The sequence below is a fragment of the Mycobacteriales bacterium genome (genome assembly GCA_040902655.1).
GTDB lineage: Bacteria > Actinomycetota > Actinomycetes > Mycobacteriales > SCTD01 > SCTD01.
In genome coordinates this window covers 44,937-66,744 of sequence record JBBDWV010000040.1, presented here as the reverse complement: position 1 = coordinate 66,744, position 21,808 = coordinate 44,937, and the positions used below count along the sequence as shown (strand labels likewise).

21 protein-coding genes are annotated in these 21,808 nt (G+C 73.8%); 7 read left to right on the top strand and 14 right to left on the bottom strand.

Features of this window, described 5'->3' with window-relative positions; all coding sequences use genetic code 11:
* The first annotated feature begins 32 nt into the window (after positions 1-32).
* The 3 genes from WD794_11330 to WD794_11320 all read left to right on the top strand — a co-directional run bounded on the left by WD794_11330 (position 33) and on the right by WD794_11320 (position 3,430).
* Complete coding sequence (locus tag WD794_11330) at positions 33-1,070, top strand: NlpC/P60 family protein (GenBank protein MEX2290902.1); 1,038 nt, start codon at positions 33-35, stop codon at positions 1,068-1,070.
* A 211-nt stretch (positions 1,071-1,281) separates the two neighbouring features.
* The gene (locus tag WD794_11325) at positions 1,282-1,833 is read left to right on the top strand and encodes a TMEM165/GDT1 family protein (GenBank protein MEX2290901.1); all 552 of its coding nucleotides are present in this window, start codon (positions 1,282-1,284) and stop codon (positions 1,831-1,833) included.
* A 103-nt stretch (positions 1,834-1,936) separates the two neighbouring features.
* On the top strand, positions 1,937-3,430 hold the full coding sequence (locus WD794_11320; protein ID MEX2290900.1) for an FAD-dependent oxidoreductase: 1,494 nt from the start codon (positions 1,937-1,939) through the stop codon (positions 3,428-3,430).
* A 184-nt stretch (positions 3,431-3,614) separates the two neighbouring features.
* On the opposite strand, the gene WD794_11315 is transcribed toward WD794_11320, so the two are convergent.
* Complete coding sequence (locus WD794_11315) at positions 3,615-4,181, bottom strand: CAP domain-containing protein (GenBank protein MEX2290899.1); 567 nt, start codon at positions 4,179-4,181, stop codon at positions 3,615-3,617.
* Between the two features lie 92 nt (positions 4,182-4,273).
* Between WD794_11315 and WD794_11310 the strand changes: the two genes are divergently transcribed.
* The 3 genes from WD794_11310 to WD794_11300 are packed head-to-tail and all read left to right on the top strand — an operon-like array spanning position 4,274 to position 6,017.
* Entirely contained in the window at positions 4,274-4,705 is a 432-nt protein-coding gene (locus WD794_11310) for a hypothetical protein (GenBank protein MEX2290898.1), read from the top strand.
* Positions 4,690-5,538 (top strand): hypothetical protein, encoded by an 849-nt coding sequence (locus tag WD794_11305; protein MEX2290897.1) that lies wholly within the window; start codon positions 4,690-4,692, stop codon positions 5,536-5,538. Before WD794_11310 ends, WD794_11305 begins: the two co-directional genes overlap by 16 nt.
* On the top strand, positions 5,535-6,017 hold the full coding sequence (locus WD794_11300) for a hypothetical protein (GenBank protein MEX2290896.1): 483 nt from the start codon (positions 5,535-5,537) through the stop codon (positions 6,015-6,017). Before WD794_11305 ends, WD794_11300 begins: the two co-directional genes overlap by 4 nt.
* Before the next feature lie 40 nt (positions 6,018-6,057).
* Here the strand turns inward: WD794_11300 and WD794_11295 are convergent, their stop codons facing one another.
* Positions 6,058-7,242 (bottom strand): chorismate-binding protein, encoded by a 1,185-nt coding sequence (locus tag WD794_11295; protein MEX2290895.1) that lies wholly within the window; start codon positions 7,240-7,242, stop codon positions 6,058-6,060.
* 111 nt (positions 7,243-7,353) lie between these two features.
* Between WD794_11295 and WD794_11290 the strand changes: the two genes are divergently transcribed.
* Complete coding sequence (locus WD794_11290; GenBank protein MEX2290894.1) at positions 7,354-7,563, top strand: DUF5999 family protein; 210 nt, start codon at positions 7,354-7,356, stop codon at positions 7,561-7,563.
* Positions 7,564-7,581: 18 nt separating this feature from the next.
* On the opposite strand, the gene gcvP is transcribed toward WD794_11290, so the two are convergent.
* The 12 genes from gcvP to WD794_11230 all read right to left on the bottom strand — a co-directional run bounded on the left by gcvP (position 7,582) and on the right by WD794_11230 (position 21,705).
* Positions 7,582-10,461 carry an aminomethyl-transferring glycine dehydrogenase gene (gene gcvP, locus WD794_11285; GenBank protein ID MEX2290893.1) on the bottom strand — a complete coding sequence of 960 codons (2,880 nt, stop codon included), beginning with the start codon at positions 10,459-10,461 and terminating at the stop codon, positions 7,582-7,584.
* 109 nt (positions 10,462-10,570) lie between these two features.
* Positions 10,571-11,116 (bottom strand): MerR family transcriptional regulator, encoded by a 546-nt coding sequence (locus tag WD794_11280; GenBank protein ID MEX2290892.1) that lies wholly within the window; start codon positions 11,114-11,116, stop codon positions 10,571-10,573.
* 245 nt (positions 11,117-11,361) lie between these two features.
* Entirely contained in the window at positions 11,362-11,832 is a 471-nt protein-coding gene (locus WD794_11275) for a bifunctional nuclease family protein (GenBank protein ID MEX2290891.1), read from the bottom strand.
* Positions 11,833-11,971: 139 nt separating this feature from the next.
* Positions 11,972-12,727, bottom strand: a complete 756-nt coding sequence (locus WD794_11270; protein ID MEX2290890.1) for a MerR family transcriptional regulator — start codon at positions 12,725-12,727, stop codon at positions 11,972-11,974.
* Positions 12,724-13,251 (bottom strand): FHA domain-containing protein, encoded by a 528-nt coding sequence (locus WD794_11265; protein ID MEX2290889.1) that lies wholly within the window; start codon positions 13,249-13,251, stop codon positions 12,724-12,726. Before WD794_11265 ends, WD794_11270 begins: the two co-directional genes overlap by 4 nt.
* Before the next feature lie 214 nt (positions 13,252-13,465).
* The gene (gcvH, locus tag WD794_11260; protein ID MEX2290888.1) at positions 13,466-13,825 is read right to left on the bottom strand and encodes a glycine cleavage system protein GcvH; all 360 of its coding nucleotides are present in this window, start codon (positions 13,823-13,825) and stop codon (positions 13,466-13,468) included.
* Positions 13,741-14,685, bottom strand: coding sequence for a DUF881 domain-containing protein (locus WD794_11255; GenBank protein MEX2290887.1), 945 nt, complete (start codon positions 14,683-14,685; stop codon positions 13,741-13,743). Before WD794_11255 ends, gcvH begins: the two co-directional genes overlap by 85 nt.
* Complete coding sequence (locus tag WD794_11250; GenBank protein ID MEX2290886.1) at positions 14,682-15,014, bottom strand: small basic family protein; 333 nt, start codon at positions 15,012-15,014, stop codon at positions 14,682-14,684. Before WD794_11250 ends, WD794_11255 begins: the two co-directional genes overlap by 4 nt.
* The gene (locus tag WD794_11245; protein ID MEX2290885.1) at positions 15,011-15,907 is read right to left on the bottom strand and encodes a DUF881 domain-containing protein; all 897 of its coding nucleotides are present in this window, start codon (positions 15,905-15,907) and stop codon (positions 15,011-15,013) included. Before WD794_11245 ends, WD794_11250 begins: the two co-directional genes overlap by 4 nt.
* Positions 15,908-15,965: 58 nt before the next feature.
* Positions 15,966-18,464, bottom strand: coding sequence for a mannose-1-phosphate guanyltransferase (locus WD794_11240; protein MEX2290884.1), 2,499 nt, complete (start codon positions 18,462-18,464; stop codon positions 15,966-15,968).
* Positions 18,461-19,063 (bottom strand): CDP-alcohol phosphatidyltransferase family protein, encoded by a 603-nt coding sequence (locus WD794_11235; protein MEX2290883.1) that lies wholly within the window; start codon positions 19,061-19,063, stop codon positions 18,461-18,463. The genes WD794_11240 and WD794_11235 overlap by 4 nt, the downstream gene beginning before the upstream one ends.
* A 77-nt stretch (positions 19,064-19,140) precedes the next feature.
* Complete coding sequence (locus tag WD794_11230; protein MEX2290882.1) at positions 19,141-21,705, bottom strand: AMP-binding protein; 2,565 nt, start codon at positions 21,703-21,705, stop codon at positions 19,141-19,143.
* Positions 21,706-21,808 lie beyond the last annotated feature (103 nt).

Genomic DNA, 21,808 nt, shown 5'->3' with positions numbered 1-21,808 from the left:
TCATCTGTCACTTCAACACCAGGAGGCGCGCCGTGCGGCCCGTCGGATGTTCCGGACCCCGGCGGCGCGCGGCCGGTCTCGTACTGGCCTGCCTGGCGCTCGCGGCGACCACGACCTTCCACGCCAGCAGCTCCCGGGTGCCGCTGGACGGTGCCCCCGACCAGGCCGCGGCGGACGTGCTGCACGTCGCCCGCAACCAGCTCGGCGACCCCTACCAGTGGGGCGGCAACGGCCCGGACCGCTGGGACTGCTCCGGGCTGACCTCGCTGTGGCGCACGGTCGGGGGCGCCAAGGACATGCCGCGTGTCTCCCGCGACCAGCAGGCCTGGGCCGTTCCGGTCCCGCCCGAGCAGTTGCTGCGGGGCGACCTGGTCTTCTTCGGCCACCCGGTGACGCACGTCGGCATCGTGTCCGGTGGCGGCTACATGATCGACGCCGGCGAGTCCCGCGGCGCGGTCGTGCAGCGCCTGATCTGGAACACCGGCGTCGTGCGGTACGGGCGGGTGCCGCGGCCCGGGATGCCGAAGGTCCGGCCGTGGACACCCCCGCCGCTGCCGGCGCCGGCGAGCAGCGCCCCCGTCGCGGACTCGCCGGAGGCTGCGGCGGCCGCTCCCCGACCCGCGGCACCCAGGCCGGCCGCACCCCAGCCGGCGGCCGCACCCAAGCCGGCCGGCGGCGGACTGACGCCGCTCCAGGGCCTGCCGGGCGTGCAGCGTTCCCCCTCGAGCCCGGTCGCCCTTCGGGCCGCCGCCAACGCCAAGGCCGTCGGCGTCGCCGGCCGCCCCGCCGGGCCCACGGGCTGGAACGACGTCTCGCTGGTCGCCACCGCCTGGAAGCACGCCGGCGGCAGGCCGCTGCCGCACGACCGTCAGGCCCTGGTGCAGCGCAGCACGCCGGTTGCGCTGGCCGAGGCCCGCATCGGTGACGTCGTCGTCTACAACCAGCCGGCCACCCATCTCGGCGTCTACCTCGGCTGGGGCTACATGGCCGATGCCTCCCAGACGCACGGCCGGGTGGTGGTGCGGCGGGTCTACGCGACCCCGTCGGTGCGGCTGGTCCGCCTCGGCTGACTCCTCGGTTGGTACGCTGCTGCTCGTACGACGAAGGGGAGTAGCCCCCTCACCGGTTGGTCGACATGCTGGTGCGCCCCCGGGTGTGCCCGGTCAGCCGGGTCCGGCCGTCCTGCACGCAGGAGCCGGGCGGGCGAGACCTTCGGTCCTTGGCAGCGAAGCTGCCGGGCCGGAGGCGTTTGCCGCAACCGTCCCGGCCGGGACGGGGAACGTGTCGATCTTCCTGCTCGCCCTCGGCGTGGTCTTCGTCGCCGAGTTCGGCGACAAGAGCCAGTTGCTGGCCCTGACGCTGGCGGCCCGTCGGCCGGCCGGCCAGGTGCTGCTCGGCCTGGCGCTGGTCGCGGTGGTGCTGCAGGGGCTTTCCGCCGGAGTCGGCGCGGCGCTGGCCTCCGCCGTCTCTGCCTCGACGGTCCTGCTCGTGGCCGGCCTGGGCTTCTGGCTGGCCGCGCTGCTGGCGTGGCGGCGCGACGACGACGGACCGCTCGGCCCGGGCCGGCCGGTCGCCACGGTGCTGTTGTCGTTCGGGGCGGTGCTGGTGGCCGAGTTGGGCGACAAGACGATGCTGGCCACCGCGGCGCTGGCCGCCCGTGAGGGCCCGCTGCTCACCTGGCTGGGCGGGGTGACCGGGTTCGTGCTCGCCGATGCGCTCGCGGTCCTGGTGGGTAGGACCCTGTTCAGCCGGCTGCCCGCACGCGCCGTGCGGCTCGGCACGGCAGGGCTGTTCGCGGTGCTCGGCACGGTCCTGCTGAGCGGTCTGTTCTGAACCGCCGTCGTGGCGGACGTCACAGCCGACCCGTACGGAACAATGCAGTGGCCGGCCCGCGTTCTGCGGGGGGACGGACCATCATCGACGGCAAGGAGTGCTCGTGGCACGCCCAGGGACCGAGGACCGCCCGCTGAGGGTGGCGATCGTCGGCGCCGGACCGGCCGGCATCTACGCCGCCGACGTGCTGATGAAGTCCGACACCCCCGTCTCGATCGACCTGTACGAGCGGCAGCCCGCACCGTTCGGGTTGATCCGCTACGGCGTCGCGCCGGACCACCCGCGCATCAAGGGCATCGTCAAGGCGCTGCACCAGGTGTTGAGCAAGCCACAGGTCCACCTGTTCGGCAACGTCGAGTACGGCGTGGACATCAAGCTCGACGACCTGCGCCGCTACTACGACGCGGTGGTGTTCACGACCGGCGCCGAGAAGGACCGCGACCTGGAGGTCCCCGGCATCGACAAGGCCGGCAGCTTCGGCGGCGCGGAGTTCGTGTCGTGGTTCGACGGGCACCCGGACGTGCCGCGCGAGTGGCCGCTCGAGGCGCGCTCGATCGCCGTCGTGGGGGCCGGCAATGTCGGGCTCGACGTCGCGCGGATGCTGTCCAAGACGGCTGACGAGCTGCTGGTCACCGAGATCCCGGACAACGTCTACCGGGGTCTTGCGGCCTCGCCGGTCGAGGAGGTGCACGTCTTCGCCCGGCGCGGCCCGGCGCAGGCGAAGTTCACCCCCCTGGAGCTGCGCGAGCTCGACCACAGCCCGAACGTCGAGGTCCTGGTCAACCCCGAGGACATCGAGTACGACGACGGGTCCGTGGCTGCGATCAACTCCGACAACCAGACCAAGCTCGTGGTCCGCGAGCTGGAGAAGTACGCGATGCGCACCGCCGACAAGGGCGAGGGGGACCGGCCGCGCAAGCTCTGGCTGCACTTCTTCGAGTCGCCCGTGGAGGTGCTCGGCGACGGCACGGTGGAGGGCTTCCGCACCGAGCGGACCGAGCTGACCGGCGACGGCAGCGTGCAGGGGACCGGGGAGTTTCGGGACTGGCCGGTGCAGGCGGTCTACCGCTGCGTCGGCTACCGCTCCACCGAGCTGCCCGGGCTGCCCTGGGACAGCCGTAACCACGTGGTGCCGCACGCCGCGGGGCGGGTGCTGCACCTGGACGGCGCACCGATCCCCGGCGTCTATGTCAACGGCTGGGTCAAGCGCGGCCCGGTCGGCCTGATCGGCCACACCAAGGGCGACGCGATCGAGACGATCGGCTCGCTGCTCGAGGACCTGCCGACGATGCCCGAGGCGTCCGAGCCGTCGCGCGAGGCGGTGACGGAGTTCCTCATGTCGCGGGGGATCGCCTACACGACGTGGGACGGCTGGCAGCTGCTGGACGCCCACGAGCTGGCTCTCGGCGCGGCGTACGGGCCGCTGCCGGACGAGCGGATCCGCGAGCGGGTGAAGGTGGTCGAGCGCGAGACCATGATCGAGGTGTCCCGGGCGGTCGCCGCCGTCGAGGGCGACGCGCCAGGCGCGGGTCAGCGCCTCGAGGACGCGCTCGAGCAGGCCGACGCGCAGATCGAGGAAGCGCTCAGGACGTCCTAGGCAGGAGCAGGCTGTCCGGGAGCGAATCCGGCTGCATGCACCTGGATCGCCGCCGCTTCCTGCAGTCCGCCGGCGCGCTCGCGCGCTCAAGCACAGGAGGATCGTCGGCTGCCGCCGATAATCCACATTATGTCAAGTCAAAGCGTGCAGCCTCGAGGGCGCCCCCCGCTGGTCGCCGGCGCGGCTACAGGGTGAGGAACACCTGGACGGCATAGACGCGGCCGGTGGAGGTCGTGACGTCGCCGACGCCCAGGTGGGTGAAGCCCGCGGTGAGGATGTTCGCCCGGTGGCCGGGCGAGGCCATCCATCGCTGGACGAGCTGCTCCGGGGTGTGGTTGCCGTAGGCGACGTTCTCGCCCACGGCGCGGGCGCGGCAGGCGGTCAGGATCGGCGCGAGCGGCTGGTGGGACAGGACCCCCGCCTTGGCCAGCGAACGGGCCCAGCTGTCGGCGTAGCCGTCGGCGCATCCGGAGAAGGACAGGGCGCGCAGGCCGCGGCTGGTGCGCTCACGGTTGGTGAGGGTCAGCACCCGGTCGGCGTAGCTGGCGACGGGCGTCGGCGCGGTCACCGCCCCGGTCTGCGGCACCCTGCTGGCCCACGCCGACCGCTTGGCCTTCTGCACCGCGGAGTTCTTGAAGGTGCTCTGCACGGTGGAGACCGAGGAGGTTCCGAGGGCATGGGCGGCGGTGCCGCTGACCGGCACGAGCAGGATCGCGGCGAGTACCGCTACCGACAGTGAGCGAAGCTGCATGTCATTGCCTCTGTTTGGGGGATGCTGTCCCTTCGTCGCGATGCTTTGTCACCTTGAGTAACTGAGCTGGACATGATGGTTACTCTCCGGAGGTGCTGACGAGGGCCGGCCGCCGGGTCCGTGCCGTGGTGGTCCTCCTGCTGGTGGCGCTCACGCTGGCCGGCACCCTGGTCGGGCAGGACGACGACTTCCCGTTCGGTCCCTTCCGGATGTACGCCACCCGCGACGCCCCGGACGGCACGGTCACCAGCACCCGGGTCGAGGCGCGGGACGCCACCGGCCGGCTGCGGGTCGTCGACGAACGAGCCACCGGGCTCCGGCGCGCCGAGGTCGAGGGGCAGGTCGACCGGTTCCTGGCCGACCCCGAGCTGCTCGGCGCCCTCTCGCGCGCCCACGACCGGCTCCGCCCGCAGGAGCCGCCCTACACCGAGGTACGGGTGGTGCAGCGGCGCTACCGGCTGCGCGACAGCCGGCCGACCGGCCGACCGGCCGAGCGCACCCTCGTACGGTGGCAGCGCCCGTGAGCGGGTGGCTGTTCTGCCCCGCTCCCCTGGCCCGGATCGCCGTCCTGCGGCTGATCGCCTACCTGTTCGTCCCGGTGGACGTGCTGGTGACGACACCGTGGGTGCGTGCGCACGCGCAGGTCCCGGCCGAGCTGTACGTCCCGCTGCGGATCGGGCGGCTGCTGCACCTGCCTGCGCCCGGACCGTGGGTGGAGATCCTCCAACTCGTCCTGGTCGGCGCGGCACTGGTCGCCGCACTGGCCGCGGCCCGCGACCGGTTGCCGCGAACGACCGGCTGGCTGGTCGCGGTCCTCTACCTCGAGTGGATGGTCGTGGCGATGAGTTACGGCAAGGTCGACCACGACCGGTTCGCCTTCCTGGTGCTGCTGTTCGTGCTGCCGAGCGTGGGGGTGGCACCGCTGCGCCCGGGCGGGCGCTCGGCGGCCGCCGGCTGGGCGCTGCAGGTCACCGCGCTGGCCGTCGTGGCCACCTACACCCTCGCCGCCGTCGCCAAGATCCGTTTCGGTGGCTGGGACTGGGTCGACGGCGCGACCCTGACCCGGGCGGTGCTGCGCCGCAACACGCCGTTGTCCGAGCCGCTGCTGGAGGTGCCGCGGGTGCTGCACGCGGCGCAGTACGGGTTGCTGCTGCTCGAGCTGGCGGTCGCCCCCCTGCTGCTGGTGCGCTGGCGCACCCCCCGCGTCACCTGGCTGCTGGCGCTGGGCTTCCTCGGCTTCCATCTCCTGACGTTCGCCACGGTCACGATCATCTTCCTGCCGCACGTCGTGGCGCTGCTGTCGTTCCTGCCGCTCGAGCGTCTGGCCGGTCCGATCCGGGAACCGGTTCCCCCATGAGCACTCCCCCGCTGGCCGTCTTCGACGTCGACGGTGTGCTCGCCGACGTCCGGCACCGGCTGCACTTCGTCGAACGGCGACCCAAGGACTGGGACGGCTTCTTCGCCGCCGCCGTGGACGACCCGCCGCTGGCGCAGGGCGTCGCGCTGGCCCGCGAGAGCGCGAAGGAGTGCGAGGTCGTCTACGTCACCGGCCGCCCCGAGCAGTGCCGGGCGGACACCCTCGCCTGGTTCACCGAGCACGGGCTGCCGCAGGGGCGGCTGTCGATGCGGCGGCCGCACGACCGCCGTCCGGCGCGGGTGGCCAAACTCGACCTGCTGCGCCGGCTGGCCGCCGACCGCACCGTCGCGGTGGCCGTCGACGACGACCCGCAGGTCTGCGACGCCTACGAGGCGGCCGGCCTCCCGGTGCTGCGGGCGAGGTGGATGGGCCAGGAGCCGGTGCTGCACGAGGCCCAGGAGCAGGAGGGCCGCACCTGAGCTCGTTGCGTCATGCTCGCTGGAGCGCGCTGGGCCGCGCTCAGCATGACGCAGCGGCCGACAGGGTCCGCAGCACGGGGCCGGCCTTGGCGTGCGCCTCCTCGACCTCGGCCGCCGCGTCGCTGCCCCAGGTGATGCCGCCGCCGGCCCACAGGTGGACCCGGTCGTGGTCCACCCCGACGGTCCGGATGGTCAGCCCGAGCTCCAACCCGGTCGCGGTCACGACGCCCAGCGCGCCCATCGCCGGACCCCGCCCCACCGGCTCGAGGTCGGCCAGCAGAGCGCACGCCGCCCGCTTGGGCGCACCGGTCACCGAGCCGCCCGGCACCAGCGCCCGGAGCACGTCGAGCACCGTCACGTCCGGGCGCAACCGCGCCGCGACCGTGGAGCTGGCGTGCCAGAGCCCGGCCCAGGTCGTCAGGGCGTAGAGCTCCTCGACCTCGACGCTGCCGGTGACGGCCACCCGCGACAGGTCGTTGCGCTCGAGGTCGACGATCATCACGTGCTCCGCACGGTCCTTGCTGCTGGCCCGCAGCGCAGCCTGCGCGCCCGGGGCCACCCGCAGCGTCCCCTTGATCGGGACCGTGCTGATCCGGTCGCCGGCCACCCGCACCAGCTGTTCCGGCGACGCGCAGCCGACCGCCCACCCCTGACCGCTCAGCGTGCCGCCGTAGGTGGCACCGGGCAGGCCGGCCACGGCGGCTGCGACGTCGCGGGGGTCGCTGCTGTGCCCGGCGCTGCGGTGGCCGACCACGTTGGCCTGGTAGACCTCGCCGCGGGCGATTGCCGCGCGCACGGTCTCGACCGCCGCGGCATGCTCCGGATCGGTCCAGGAGCTCGCCCACTCCCCCACCCGCGGCGGCTGCGGCAGGTAGGGGGTGTCGCCGCCGGGCTGCGGCCCGTACAGGGTCGTGTCGCCGGCCCGCAGCGCGACCGCCACCAGCTCGGGGACAGCGGGCACCGGCGAGGCCGGCCCCGCCGGCAGTCCGGCCAACCGGGCGCAGCCGTTCGCGCCGAGCAGCAGCGCGACGACCGTCCCGCGCCCGCGCCCGGCCGGCCCACCCCCGGTCGACCCACCCCCGGCCGGCCCGTCCAGCCCGTGCTCGGCGAGCAGGTCGGCGAGCAGGTCGGCCGGCTCACCGGCATCCCCCGGGCGCCATTCCAGCCGTTCCAGCTCCTGGTAGGACCCCGGCGGCAGGCCGGGCACCGCTGTGGACAGCCGCACCGACCCTCCCCCGTTCGAGCGTTCAGCAACCACGTGGGCCATCCGACGTGAAGGATGGGGCGAACGCCCTCGCACCTCCTCCGACCCGCCAGACCGACCTGGAGCACGACGATGTGCCTACCCTGCACCCACAACCCGCCCTGCCCGGGTGCCGCAGCGCCCGATCACGACGCGGCCCGGGTGGTGGCCCGCCACTCCGACCAGGGGTGGAGCCTGCTGTGCAACGGCGTCGTGCTGTTCGACGACACCGGCGAGATCCTCCCGGACGGCCGGGCGGTGGCGCCGCACCGCCCCACCTGCCGGATCTGGACCGCAGCCTAGTCTGGCCCGACCGGCCGGCTAGCTCCGCTCGTACGCGGAAGGCGACGGGCAGGAACAGACCAGGTTCCGGTCGCCGTAGGCCCCCTCGATCCGCCGCACCGGCGGCCAGTACTTACTCGTCCGCGACACGCCCGCCGGAAAGGCCGCTGTCTCGCGCGGATAGCTGCGGTCCCACTTTCCGGCCAGGCAGGACGCGGTGTGCGGGGCGCCGCGCAGCGGGTTGTCCTCCTTCGGCCAGGACCCGGCAGCGACCTCGTCGATCTCCCGGCGGATCGCGATCATCGCGTCGCAGAACCGGTCCAGCTCGGCCAGGTCCTCGCTCTCGGTCGGCTCGATCATCAGCGTCCCCGCGACCGGGAAGCTCATCGTCGGGGCGTGGAAGCCGTAGTCGATCAGCCGCTTGGCCACGTCGTCGACGCTCACACCGGTCTGCTTGGTGATCGCGCGCAGGTCCACGATGCACTCGTGCGCGACCAGCCCGCCGCGGCCGGTGTAGAGCACGGGGAAGTGCGGCTGCAGCCGGTGCGCGACGTAGTTGGCGTTCAGCACCGCGACCTGCGTCGCCCGGGTCAGTCCCTCGCCGCCCATCAGCCGGACGTACGCCCAGCTGATCGGCAGGATGCCCGCGCTGCCGTACGGCGCGGCACTGATCGGGCCGGGGCCGGTCGCCGGACCGGCCTCGGGCGCCAGCGGGTGGTTGGGCAGGTACGGCGCCAGGTGCGCCCGCACCGCGACCGGTCCGACACCGGGGCCACCGCCGCCGTGCGGGATGCAGAACGTCTTGTGCAGGTTCAGGTGGCTGACGTCGGCCCCGAAGCGCCCGGGCCGGGCCAGGCCCACCAGCGCGTTGAGGTTCGCGCCGTCGACGTAGACCTGGCCGCCGGCGTCGTGCACCGAGGCGCAGATGGAGTGAATCGTCTCCTCGAAGACCCCGTGCGTGCTCGGGTAGGTGACCATCAACGCGGCCAGCCGGTCCCCGTGCTGCGCGATCTTGGCGTGCAGGTCGTCGACGTCCACGTCACCGGTGGGCGCGGTCGCCACGACCACCACGCGCATCCCGGCCATCACGGCTGAGGCGGCATTGGTGCCGTGCGCAGACGCGGGGATCAGGCAGACGTCGCGCTGCGCGTCGCCGTTGGTCAGGTGGTGGCTGCGGATCGCGAGCAGCCCGGCGAGCTCGCCCTGGCTGCCGGCGTTGGGCTGCAGGCTGACCGCGTCGTAGCCGGTGATCTCGCACAGCCACCGCTCGAGGTCGTCGATCAGCCGGCGGTAGCCGCGGGCGTTGACCGCGGGGGTGAAGGGGTGCAGCGCGCCGAATTCCGGCCAGGTCATCGGTTCCATCTCGGTGGTGGCGTTGAGCTTCATCGTGCAGGAGCCGAGCGGGATCATCGTCCGGTCCAGCGCCAGGTCCCGGTCGGACAGCCGGCGCAGGTAGCGCAGCATGGCCGTCTCGCTGCGGTGCTCGGAGAAGACCGGGTGGGTGAGGTAGGAGCTGGTGCGCGCCAGCCCGGCCGGCAGCGCGTCGTCGGTGACCGCATCCAGGGTGTCCCAGTCCTGCGGTTCGCCGCCGAAGGCCGCGACCACGACGTCGAGGTGCGGGCGGGTGGTGGTCTCGTCGGTGGAGATGCCGACCGTGTCGCCGTCCACGAGACGCAGGTCGACGCCGGCGCTTGCCGCCGCGTCGACCACCTCGCGCGCCCGGCCCGGGACGGTCGCGGTGACGGTGTCGAAGAAGGCGTCGGACCGCAGCTGCACCCCGGTCGTGCGGAGCGCGGCGGCGAGCAGCGCGGCGTAGCGGTGCGTCCGCCGCGCGATGTCGGCGAGCCCGTCCGGACCGTGGTAGCAGGCGTACATCGCGGCCAGCACGGCCAGCAGCACCTGTGCGGTGCAGATGTTGCTGGTCGCCTTCTCGCGGCGGATGTGCTGCTCGCGGGTCTGCAGCGCCAGCCGGTAGGCCTGGTTGCCGTCCGCGTCGATGCTCACGCCGACCAGCCGCCCGGGCAGGGTCCGCTCCAGCCCTGCGCGGACGCTCAGGAAGCCGGCGTGCGGGCCGCCGTAGCCCAGCGGCACGCCGAACCGCTGGCTACTGCCGACCGCGACGTCCGCGCCGAGCTCCCCCGGACTGGTCAGCAGGGTCAGGGCGAGCAGGTCGGTGGCCAGGACCGTCAGGGCGCCCCGCTCGCGCGCGGCGTCCAGGACCGGCTTGGGGTCGCGGACGGCGCCGGAGCTCGCGGGGTACTGCACCAGAACGCCGAACACGTCACCGGCCGGCAGCCCGGCCGACAGGTCCACCACCCGGACGTCCAGGCCCAGCGGGATCGCGCGGGTCTGCACGACCGCGATCGTCTGCGGATGGCAGTCGGCGTCGACGAGGAACGCGGCGCCGGCGGGCGCCGGGCTGCTGCGCCGTGCCAGCGTCATCGCCTCAGCGGCGGCCGTGCCCTCGTCGAGCAGCGAGGAGCCGGCGACCGGCAGGCCGGTCAGGTCGGTGACGACGGTCTGGAAGTTCAGCAGCGCCTCGAGCCGGCCCTGGCTGATCTCGGGCTGGTAGGGGGTGTAGGCGGTGTACCAGGCCGGGTTCTCCAGGACGTTGCGCAGGATCACCGGTGGCGTGTGGGTGCCGGAGTAGCCCAGGCCGATCATCGGCGTGGTGACGGTGTTGTCGTCGGCGAGGGCGCGCAGCTCGGTCAGCACCTGGGCCTCGGAGCGCCCGGCCGGCAGGTCGAGCCGTGCGGTCGCCCGGATCGCCTCGGGCACGGCCGCGTCCGCGAGCTCCTCCAGCGAGCCGGCGCCGAGGACGGCGAGCATCTTGGCCTGGTCGTCCGGGCTGGGGCCGATGTGCCGGCCGGCGAAGGGGGCGGCGGTCTCGAGGTCGCGCAGGGACGGGCGGGGGCGCATGAAGGACTCCGGGCGGGAAGCGTCGGGGGCCCACCGGCGGTGAGGGAACTCTCCCGTACGGGTGGTCGGCGCTCCTCAGGCTACCGCTCCACGGCGTCGGGGCAGCCGATCAGGCGGTGGTGCGCCGGCGCCTGCGGGTGGCCAGCTCGTCGGCCGCGGCGTCGCCCGACGCGGCCGCCGTGCCGGCGGTGGCCCGCTCGCTCGGCAGCGCGGCGAGGGTTCCCTCGACGTCGCCGATGTGCCGGCCCACCGCGATCCCGAAGACGCCCTGGCCGCGCTTGAGCAGGTCGAGGATCTCGTCGGTGGAGGTGCACTCGTAGACCGTCGTGCCGTCGCTCATCAGCGTGATCTCGGCCAGATCGGCCACCCCCCGCTCGCGCAGGGTGGCGATCGCGGTGCGGATGTTGGGCAGCGAGACGCCGGCGTCCAGCAGGTTCTTCACCACCCGCAGCACCAGGATGTCGCGGAAGCTGTAGAGCCGCTGGGTCCCGGATCCGGAGGCCTCCCGCACGGTCGGCTCGACCAGCCCGGTGCGTGCCCAGTAGTCGAGCTGGCGGTAGGTGATGCCGGCGACGCTGCACGCCGTCGGACCGCGGTACCCGACGTCCTGGGGGGAACCACCGGGTCGCTGCTCCTCCGGCAGGTCGTCGAACAGCGTCCCCTGCAGGCCCAGCGGTGCCCGCGCCGAGCTGCCCGGCGGCGCCGGAACGACGGCGGGCTCGACGGGCTCGTCCACCACGGTCGGCTCCTGTCTGTGGTCCTGCGGCTCCAGCGGGGGCCGGCGGGCGGGGTCCCGTGGGGTCCGGCGCGGGTCGACCAGAACCGGCACGCTAGGCAGTCCTCGAGGCTCGGTCAACGATGTCGTCCGGCATGTCGCAACCCTCGACCTACACCAGAGGGTCAGGATCCTGGGCTGAAGTCCTCGGGGGTGACGGTGTCGAGGAACTCGCGGAACTTCTCCACCTCGTCCTCCTGCTCGTCCGGGATCGCGATGCCGGCCTCCGCGAGAACCTCCTGCTCGCCGCGGATCACGGCACCGCTGCGGATGGCCAGCGCGATCGCGTCCGAGGGGCGGGCGCTGACCGTGAGGCCTCCGTCGAAGCCGAGTTCGGCATAGAAGACGCCCTCGCGCAGCTCGGTGATCGTCACGGTCTTCAGCGGCCGCTCGAACGCCTCCAGCAGGTCGCGGAGCAGGTCGTGCGTCATCGGCCGGGCCGTCACCACCCCCTGCTGGGCGAAGGCGATCGCAGTCGCCTCGACAGCACCGATCCAGATCGGCAGGTAGCGGTCGCCGCCGACCTCCTTGAGCAGCACGATCGGCTGCTGGCTCGGCAGCTCGACGCGCACGCCGACGACGCTCAACTCCGACAGCGAGGTGCCCTCACCGGACGGCTCCACGGGGTCCTCCAGGACGTCGACAGGCAGTACGGCCGGGGTCGCCCGGGGCGGTCCTCGACCTCCCTCGACCCTACTCCGCGCCGCGCAGGCCTGCAGCTGCACGGCGCAACGTTCAGCGCCGCAGGCCCGGCCCGAGTCCCGCGCGCACCAGGGTGGCGTGCAGCTTGACCGACAGCGCCGCGAGTTCCCGGGCGACCTCCTCGGCGCGGGCCCGCGCCTCGGGGTTGCGCTGGCGTACCAGCGGTGTGACGACCTGCTCGACCAGCCCGATCTCACGCTCGGCAGCCGCCTTGAACGGGCGCAGATGGCGAGCCTCGATGCCGAAGCGGGCCATCTCCGCGACCGTCTTGGCCACCACCAGTGCATCGCCGTCGTAGTGGCTGCCCCCCTGGCGCGGCGCCACCAGGCCGTACTGCTCCAGCTGCTCCAGCTGCTCCGGAGACAGGCCGGCGGCGGCGAGCAGCTCGCTGCGGGACAGCCGCATCTCGCTGACGTCGGGCAGGAAGGAGTCGGCGCCGGGCAGCCCCTCGGCGGCCACCAGGGCCCGGGGCACCTTGGGGCCGCTGGTGCCGAGGTCCGGCGGATCGAGGCCGCGGTCGATGGCGTCCAGATGCTCCTTGATGACCCGGAGCGGGAGGTAGTGGTCACGCTGCGCCGACAGCACGTAACGCAGCCGGCTGAGGTCCTCGCGGGAGAACTTGCGGTAGCCCGACGCCGTCCGCTCGGGCTCCACCAGACCCTCGGCCTCGAGGAAGCGGATCTTGGAGATGGTGATGTCCGGGAAGTCCGGCCGCAGCTGGCCGAGCACCTCCCCGATGCTCATGAACGCGCGGATCGCCACCGGGCGGGCTGCAGAGCTGGCGCTCATCCCTCGCCGCCGCGCGACCCGACCAGGAAGACCAGGCGGTACTTGCCGATCTGCACCTCGTCGCCGCCGGCCAGGCCCGCAGCGTCGATGCGCTCCCGGTTGAGGTAGGTGCCGTTCAGGCTACCGACGTCCCGGACGAGGAAGCCGCCGCCCTCGCGGGCGAACTCGGCGTGCCGACGGGAGACCGTGACGTCGTCGAGGAAGATGTCGGACTCCGGGTGCCGCCCGGCCGTGGTGACCTCGGCGTCCAGCAGGAAACGGCTTCCGGCGTTCGGGCCGCGCTTGACGACCAGCAGCGCGCTGCCGGGCGGCAGGGCCTCTAGCGGACCCGCGTCGGGGGCGGCGTCGGCCGCAGCGGCCGTGCCCTCCTCCAGGCCGACCTCCAGCGCCGTGAGCGAGATGGCGGACGTGGTCTCGACCGCACTGGCCGCGCCTTCCGAGCCGGCCCGCGGCAGGGCTGTCCCGCAGCGGGCGCAGAACCGGCTGCCGTCGGGGTTCTGGTGGCCGCAGTGGGTGCAGAACACGGTCTCGCCCGCCTCCTGAGGTGGTGGTGCGCGGGCGGGTGCCCGCCGGTGCCCGCGGCGCGGGTCCGGTCATGCTGTCCGGAGGTGAGTCCCCTTCGTCCAGAGGCCTGACAGAGCGGCCCCCGGACGCAGCGCGAAGGTAGTCGGGGGCCGCATCGAGGGTCAACCCGGCGTCGAGGACGGGCCGCCTGGACCTCGACCTCAGGTGGAGTTGTCAGGACTCCGTGACGGTCAGGGCTGCGTAGGCGTCGGCGTCCAGCAGCGCGGCCGACTGCAGCGCCGCCTCGACCCCCTCCGCGGGGCGGAGCTCGACCATCCAGCCCTCTCCCAGCGGGTCGCTGTTCACCAGCTCGGGAGTGCTGTCCAACTGGTCGTTGCGGGCCGCGACGGTGCCGGCGACCGGCGCGTACACGTCCGAGACGCTCTTGGTGCTCTCGACCTCGCCGAAGGCCTGGCCGGCCGTCACCTGGGTCCCGACCGTGGGCAGCGTCACGAAGACGATGTCGCCGAGTGCCTCCGCGGCATAGGGCGTGATGCCGAGCCGCAGGACCGCCGACTCGCCGGTGCCGACGATCGCGACCCACTCGTGCTCGGCGGTGTACTGGAGATCCACGGCCTGGGCCTTCTCTCGTCGGAGCGTGCGGACGGGGCCCCCCCCCCCCCCCCCCCCCGGGTGGGGGGGGGGGGCCGAGCGTAACGAGGCTGCTGGAGCGGTCGCAAGGCGACCACCCGGACCTCGTCGCGCTGCTCGACCAGAGCCGCGCCGCCGCGAAGCTCGACGTTGTCGACGACCCCGCCGGGGATGCCCACCGCCGAGGCCAGCGTGGAGGCGTCGCCGACCACGACGAAGCGGTACGGCGGATAGAGCGCGACGTCGTCGACCACCACCCCGCCCCGCTCGCCCGCCTCGAGCGCGGTGGAGGCGATCACCCGCACCTGCGCGCCGACGGCGGCCTTCGCGCCGTCGACGCTCAGATCGACCGGCCCCTCGAGCTGGATGGCCTCGGCGCCGGCGGCCCGCAGCTCCTCGAGCGCGTCGAGCAGCACGTCCGGTCCGATCGACTCCTCGGGGTCGGTGATCGTCAGCAGCAGACCCGGGCCCCGGGCGGGTACCGTGCCGGCCAGCACGCCGAGCAGCTGCTCGCGGCGACGGGCCTCGGCGAGCGCCGCCGCTGTCCGGTCGCCGCCGCTGGTCAGCTCGGCCCGGGCCCGCTCGAGGGCCGACACCTCCGCCCGCAACCGGTCGTTGCGGTTGGCCAGCTCGTCCAGGATCTGGACCAGATCCTCCTGGCGGGCCGCCGCGAGAGGGCCGTCCTGGGTCGAGCGCACCTGCACGACCGCCGCGAAGCCGAGGACCGCGAGCAGGACCGCCACCGCGAGGTCGACCGGGCGCAGCCGCGGCGTCAGCAGCCGGCGCAGCCGCCCGCCGTTCATGCGGCGAAGACGCGGCGGCGGATGGCGGCCGCGTTGGAGAAGATCCGGATGCCGAGCACGACCACCACGCCGGTCGAGAGCTGGCCGCCGACGCCCAGCTGGTCTCCGAGGAAGACCACGAGGGCGGCGACGAGGACGTTGCTCACGAAGGACACCACGAACACCCGGTCGTCGAAGATGCCCTCGAGCTGGGCCCGTACCGCGCCGAAGACCGCGTCGAGCGCCGCGACCACCGCGATCGGCAGGTACGGCTGGAGCGCGGCCGGGACGGTGGGCTCGAAGACCAGGCCGAGCACCACCCCGAGCACGAGCGCGAGGGCGGGGATCACGGCCCCTCCCCCGGCAGCGCGGCGCGCAGCTCGCGGGTGCTCGCCCCGGGCAGCGACAGCGACTCCTCGCGCCGGCTCTCGAAGCGCAGGCCGTAGAGCGAGACGTACGTCGCGAGGCGCCGGCCGGCCGCCCCGTCCAGCAGCTCGAACTCCAGCACCGCCGGATCACCGACGGCCCGCACGACGTAGGGCGGGGACAGCAGCCGGAAATCGACGAGGATCGCGTCACCGGCACTGCGGATCGCGGTCAGCGCGGTCAGCCGCACGTCGTTGACGCTGACCGCCTCGGCGCCGGCCGCCCAGAGCGCGTTGACGAGGTCCTGGATGTCACGGTCCTGCACCCGCCCCTCGGCCGGCCCGCCCTGCCGCGGGACCGCGGCAGGCTCCTGCTCGGGGAGCGCGTCCTGCAGCGTGACGACGATTCCCGGCCCCTGGACGGGCAGGGTGCCGCTGGCCAGACCCAGCTGGACCAGCCGCCGGGCGACGCTGCGCCCCGCGGCGTCGACACCGAGCACCTCGGCCTGGGTGGCGGCCACCTCGGCGCGCAGCCGCTCGGCCCGGTCGGCCAGCTCGTCGGTCTCTCCCGTCCGCTCACGCACCTCGGCGGCGAGGCCGGTGCGCACGCCGGCGCGTTCGTCCTGGCGCGCCCGCACCTGGGCCACCGCGGTGCCGGTGACCAGGCCGAGCAGGACCAGGCCGACGACGGTGGTGAGGCCGCGCACCGGGACAGCCGCAGCCGCCGGCACCCCCGCCTGCTCACCTGCCTTGCGGGCCGCCCGCTCGGCATAGCCCTCGTCGAGCGAGTTGGCCATCACGTCCACCAGCAGCGACATCGACCCGTCCACCCGGCGCGGCGCGGCGTCCTGCCCGGTCCGGGTCGGGGTGGGGGTCACGCCCCCATCCTGCCGCACCGGCCGGACCGGTCGTCGCCGCCGGCCGCCCCTGCGCGAGCTACGCCTGCATCGACTCGACCGCCTCGGCCCAGCGGGTCACCAGGTCGGTGGCGCGGCCGGCATCCGGGCCCTCCGCCCAGACGTGCGTGACCGCCTCCGACGGATCGGGCAGCACGAGCGCCCAGGCCCCGTCCGCCTCGACGAGCCGTACGCCGTCGGTGGTGTCGACCGCCCGGCCGCCCGCGGCCTCCAGCACCGTTCGCATGACCGCGCCCTTCACCGCCCACGGCGTGGGGACCGCCCGGCGCACCAGATGGGCCTGCGGGATGCGGGCGTCGATCTGGGAGAGCGTCAACCGGGTCCGGGCGACCAGCCCGAGCAGCCGCACGAAGGCGGCGATGCCGTCCAGGGAGGGGGCGAGTTCGGGCACGACGAAGCCGCTGCGACCGTCGCCGGCGAAGATCACCCCTGGGGTGGCGGCGGCGGCGGTGAGATCGGCCGGCGACGTGGAGGTCCACAGGATGTCGGTGCCGTGGAAGTTCGCGACCTGCTCGGCGACGCGGGTGGTGGTCACCGGCAGCGCGATGCGCCCGCAGCGTCGCTCGGCGGCGACCAGGTCGAGCACGACCAGCAGGGCCCGGTCGTCGTGGATCAACCGGCCGCGCTCGTCGACGACCGTGAGCCGCTCCCCGACGTGGTCGAAACGCACGCCGAAGGCGGCCCGCGAGCCGGACACCAGCTCGCCCAGTCGCTCCAGGTCGCGCATGTGCTCCGCCACGGTCTCCCCGCTCGCCCGCTCGTCGAGCCGGTTGTTCACCGTCAGGACCTCCACGTCGAGGCGCCCGAGCAGCGCCGGCAGCACCAGCGACACGGCGCCGCCGGCGGTGTCGAGCACGACCTTCATCCGGGCCTCACCCAGACCCGACACGTCGACAGCCCGGAGCAGCTCCTGGACGTAGGTCTCGACGGTGCGCGACGGGAAGGCCAGCTCGGCCATCTCGCCGGGGAAGGCGCGCCGGAACTCCTGCCGGCTGACGACCCGCTCGAGAGCCCGCTGGCGGGCCGGCGACAGGTCGCCCCCGCCCTCGTCCAGGAAGACGATGTCGACCGACTGCGGGTCGTCGGGTGTGGCGCGCAGCACGATCCCGCCGGCCGCGTTGCTGCCCGAGGTCATGAAGCGGGCGACCGGCAGCGGCGTCACCTCCAGGTCGCGCACGTCCATGGCACTGGCGTTGAGCGCCCCCGTGACGACACGCTTGAGCGCCCGGGCGGCGCGGGAGGCGTCCCGCGCCGTGACGACGACGCTCCCCTTGGGCAGCGTGGTGGCGTACGCCGCGGCCAGCCGCACGACGTACTCCGGGGTGATCTCGACGTTGACCAGCCCGGAGATGCCGCGCGGGCCGAACAGCGAGGCACTGCCGCGGCTCCCCCAGATGACGCTGGTGTGCAGGACGGTGCCGGCCTCGATCGTCTTGAACGGGTAGACCTGCACGCCGTCGGAGAGGTAGGCCTCCTCCTCCAGGACGCACCCGTCGCCGACGACCGACGCCTCCCCGACGCGGGCGGCCCGCATGACGTCGGTGTTCTTGCCGATCACCGCGCCGCGCAGGCTGACCTGCAGCCCGACGAAGACGTTGTCGTGCACGACCGAGCGCTCCAGCGAGGCGCCGCTCTTGACCACGACGTTGTCCCCGAGCACACAGAGCTCCCCGACCCGTGCGCCCGCCTCGATCTTGACGTTGTCACCGATGCACAGTGGGCCGATCAGCGTCGCGTCCGGGTCGATGTCCACCCCCTCGCCCACCCAGACGCCGGTGGCCATCTCGAAGCCGTCGATCTCGGCGTCGACGCGGCGGTGGAGCACGTCGGCCTGCGCACGGATATAGGAGCTGAGAGTGCCGACGTCCTCCCAGTAGCCGTCGGCCACGTGGCCGTACAGCGGCGCTCCTCCGGCCAGCAGCGCGGGGAAGACGTCGCCGGACCAGTCCACGGGCACGCCCGGCCGGACATGGTCGAAGATCTCGGGCTCCATGACGTAGATGCCGGTGTTGACGGTATCGGTGAACACCTGGCCCCAGGTGGGCTTCTCCAGGAACCGCTCGATGCGGCCGGACTCGTGCTGGACCACGATCCCGAACTCCAGCGGATCGGGCACCCGGGTGAGGCAGACGGTCGCCAGGGCGCCGGTCGCCCGGTGGGCCCGCACCAGTGCCCCCAGATCGATGTCGGTCAGGGCGTCGCCGGAGATGACCAGGAAGGCGTCGTCACCCAGCTCGGCGCGGGCGTTGGCCACCGAGCCTGCGGTACCCAGCGGCGTCTGCTCGGTGGTGTACGACAGGGACATCCCGAACTCCTCGCCGTCCCCGAAGTAGGTGCGTACGAGGCTGGCCAGGAACTGCACGGTCACGACGCTCTCGTCGAAGCCGTGCCGCTTCAGCAGCCGCAGGACGTGCGCCATGATCGGCCGGTTCACCACGGGCAGCAGCGGCTTGGGCTGGTTCGCGGTCATCGGGCGCAGCCGGGTCCCCTCGCCCCCGGCCATGACGACCGCCTTCACGAGCGGTCGGCGCGCAGCACCTGGCGCACCTGCACGACGTACAGGACGCCGGCCCACAGGTAGAGGACGCTTCCCCAGGCGGCGAACGCCCAGCCCATCGGCCGGAAGACGGTCGCGAGCAGACCCTGGCTGCCGGGCAGGGCGGCGAGCAGCATCGGGAAGGCGTAGAGCAGGTTGAAGGTGGCCGCCTTGCCGAGGAAGTGCACCGGCAACGGCCCGTGCCCCGCCCGGCGCAGCACCGCCAGGCACACCGCCAGCACCCCGTCGCGCCCGATGAGCGCCAGCGCCCACCACAGCGGCAGCCCGTCCCGGTAGACCAGGGCCAGCAGCGTGGCGAAGATGTAGAGGCGGTCCGCGAGCGGATCGAGCAGCTCCCCGAGCCGGGTGAACTGCGAGTACCTGCGGGCGATCATGCCGTCGAAGTAGTCGGTGGCGCCCGCGGCCATCAGCAGCAGGATGGCCCGGCCGTCCTGCTCGGTGATCAGCACCCAGTACAGGAACACCGGTACGCCGGCCAGCCGCAGCATGGACAGGGCGTTCGGGATGGTCCAGATCCGGGTGGAGAGCTGTGGCTCGGAGGTCCCGAGCCGCTCGGTCATGCTGCCTCCCCTGTCCCGCGCGCACCCGGTCACGCCGTCGGCGCGACACTATCCGTGCGGGCAGCCGGGGCGCGAGATCAGCGCCTGCCGAACCCGGCCCGGACGGCCCTGCGCCGGCTCCACGAGGTCGGCACGCGGCGGCCCAGGCCCAGGCTCTGCACGAGTGCGGTCGCCCGGGTCTCGAGTTCCCGGTAGGCCAGCCCGACGGCGAGCGAGGCCAGCGTCGCGGCCAGCGGCCACTGCACTTCGAGGTGCGGGTAGACCAGCCAGTGCGTGACGTAGATGTGCAGCGAGGCCGCGGCCAGCAGGCTCGCGCCGCGCGCGACGGCCGCCGGGACGCGCACCGTGCCGATCCAGAGCAGCGCGAGCAGCCCCGCCACGACGAGCGCCTCGCGCCACGGGTTGCCGAAGAAACCGGGCACGGTGGCGAGCAGGACGGCCGTCAGCAGCAACCGGCGGGGCACGGTGCCGGCCCGCGCCGCCGCCCAACCGAGTGCGAAGAGCCAGAACAGGACGTGTGCGGTGTGGATCCGGTCCGGCCCGGTCGGCAGCCAACCCGGTGCGAAGCGGCTGGCGACGCCGACGGCGAGCAGCACCAGCGAGAAGCCCCACGGCCAGCGCCGTTCCGCCCGGCGTACCGCGGGGACGGCCAGCAGCGCCGCGCAGGCGAGCAGCAGGTAGACGAGCACCTCGAGGAACCAGTAGTGCCAGCTGGGCCCGAACTTCTCCGGGCCGACCACGCCGTTGAGGAGCAGCACGTTGGTGAGCGTGTAGCGCTCCGTGATCATCGCCGCGAGGGCGATCCACAGCACGCTCGGCACGACGATGCGCCGGACGCTGCGCAGTGCCCGACCGGCTGGGGACGCCAGGCCGGTCCCGCTCAGGTGGAAGCGGGCGAAGTTGAAGCCGGCGACCCCGAGCAGGATGTGCGCGCCACCGAGCAGCGTCCAGAGGTTTGCGTGCGACCCGACGATCGCCACGATGGCCGCGGCCCGCAGCGCCACCCCCGTCTCGAGCGCCCGGCCGGCTCGCGGCGGCCGGCGGGCCGGAGCCAGGTCCCGGATCGGCGTCGTGTGCCAGCTGGGCGGCAGCGCCCCGAGCACCTGCTCGAGGCGCAGCGACGTCTCGACGTAGGACAGCGAGTCGCCGCCCAGGCCGACGAAGGTGTCCTCCGGCCGCACCGGCCGGTCGAGCACGTCCGCGTAGAGCGCACACAGCCCGTCGACGTTTGGGCCGGTGGACAGCGCGGCGACGGGAGCGGGCTGATCGCGGACGGCCAGCGCGGCCGCGGCCCGCAGGTCCGGCTTGCCGCTGTCCAGCCGCGGGAGCGCCTCGACGCCGACCACCCGCACGGCGCGAACGGGCAGGCCGGCAGCGGCGGCGACCTCCGCGGCCACCTGCCGGGGTGTCGCGGCGACCACGACCAGCTCGTCGTCACCGCCCACGCAGCAGGCCGGGATGCCGAGGCCCGCCAGCCGGTCCTCGACCCGCTGGAGGTCGATCCGCAGGCCGAGCACCTTGGAGGTGCGGGCGCGCCGGCCGACGATCTCGTACAGCCCGGTGCCGGCGTCGCGGCGGGCCAGGTCGCCGGTGTGCAGCCGGTCGACGGTGCGGCCGAGGGCCAGGTCGGCGGGTCCGGCGGCGTAGCCGAGCATGACGTTCGGCCCGCTGTAGACCAGCTCCCCGACGCCGGGCTCGTCGCTGTCGGGCACCGGGTCGAGGGCGAAGCCGCCGCCCGGCACCGGGAGGCCGATCGAGCCGGGGGCGGTGTGCGCGAGCGCGGGCGGCAGATAGGCCATCCGGGCCGTTGCCTCGGTCTGGCCGTACATCACGAACAGGTCGAAACCGCGCTGCTGCCCCAGCTCGGCCAGGGCCCGCACCCGTTCGGGCGCCAGCCGCCCGCCCGCCTGCGTGACGTAGCGCAGCGACGGTAGGTCCATGTCGGCGAAGCCGACCCGGTCCAGCAGGTCGAAGGTGTGCGGGACACCGGCCAGCGAGGTCGCGCCGTGCTCCCGGAACAGCTCCCAGAAGCAGCCGTCCACCACCGACAGGTCGGTGAGCAGCAGCCCGGCGCCGCGCTCCAGGTGGCTGTTGAGCACCGACAGCCCGTAGCAGTAGCCCAGCGGCAGGACGGTCGGCCCGCGGTCGGACGGGCGCAGGTCGAGGTAGTCGGCGATGGCCTGCGCGTTCGCGCTCAGGTTGTCCCGGGACAGCCGCACGAGCTTGGGTGAGCCGGTCGAGCCCGAGGTGCTCAGCAGCAGCGCGAGCTCGTCGTGCAGCTCGTGGGCGCTGCCGTCGCGTCGTGCGTCCACCCCCCAGCCCCCGTCGCGGGTCATCACGACGTCGGGGTCGTACGCCGCGGTGAGCGAGGCGAGCGCCGCCGCCGGCGCCAGCGCCACCGGGCAGCCGGCGGTCAGGCCGGCGAGGTAGGCCACGACGGCCTCGACCGTGTTGGCCGCCTCCAGCAGGACCAGCCGGCGGGTCGGGCCGAGTTGCTGCGCGACGTCGCCGACCCGCGCCGCCAGCTCCCGGTAGCTCAGCCGGCCCTGCCGGGTGAGCAGCGCCGGGGCGTCACCGTGCCGCGCGAGGTCCCGGACGAAGGAGGGCGCCGTCCGGGGCGGCGTGGGAGCGACGAGCGGCACGACCCGAACTGTAGTGCAGAGTTAGGGGTCCCTTCCCTAACTTTTCCGATTCAGCCGAGGTGTGTCCGACCAGGCGTGGACACGCCGGCGGCCCGTCACCGCG

Coding starts and splice junctions, on each gene's coding strand:
- WD794_11315 (MEX2290899.1), bottom strand. CDS start 4,181: ATGCAGCTTCGCTCACTGTCGGTAGCGGTACTCGCCGCGATCCTGCTC.
- WD794_11300 (MEX2290896.1), top strand. CDS start 5,535: ATGAGCACTCCCCCGCTGGCCGTCTTCGACGTCGACGGTGTGCTCGCC.
- WD794_11290 (MEX2290894.1), top strand. CDS start 7,354: ATGTGCCTACCCTGCACCCACAACCCGCCCTGCCCGGGTGCCGCAGCG.
- gcvP (MEX2290893.1), bottom strand. CDS start 10,461: ATGCGCCCCCGCCCGTCCCTGCGCGACCTCGAGACCGCCGCCCCCTTC.
- WD794_11270 (MEX2290890.1), bottom strand. CDS start 12,727: ATGAGCGCCAGCTCTGCAGCCCGCCCGGTGGCGATCCGCGCGTTCATG.
- WD794_11255 (MEX2290887.1), bottom strand. CDS start 14,685: ATGAACGGCGGGCGGCTGCGCCGGCTGCTGACGCCGCGGCTGCGCCCG.
- WD794_11235 (MEX2290883.1), bottom strand. CDS start 19,063: ATGACCGAGCGGCTCGGGACCTCCGAGCCACAGCTCTCCACCCGGATC.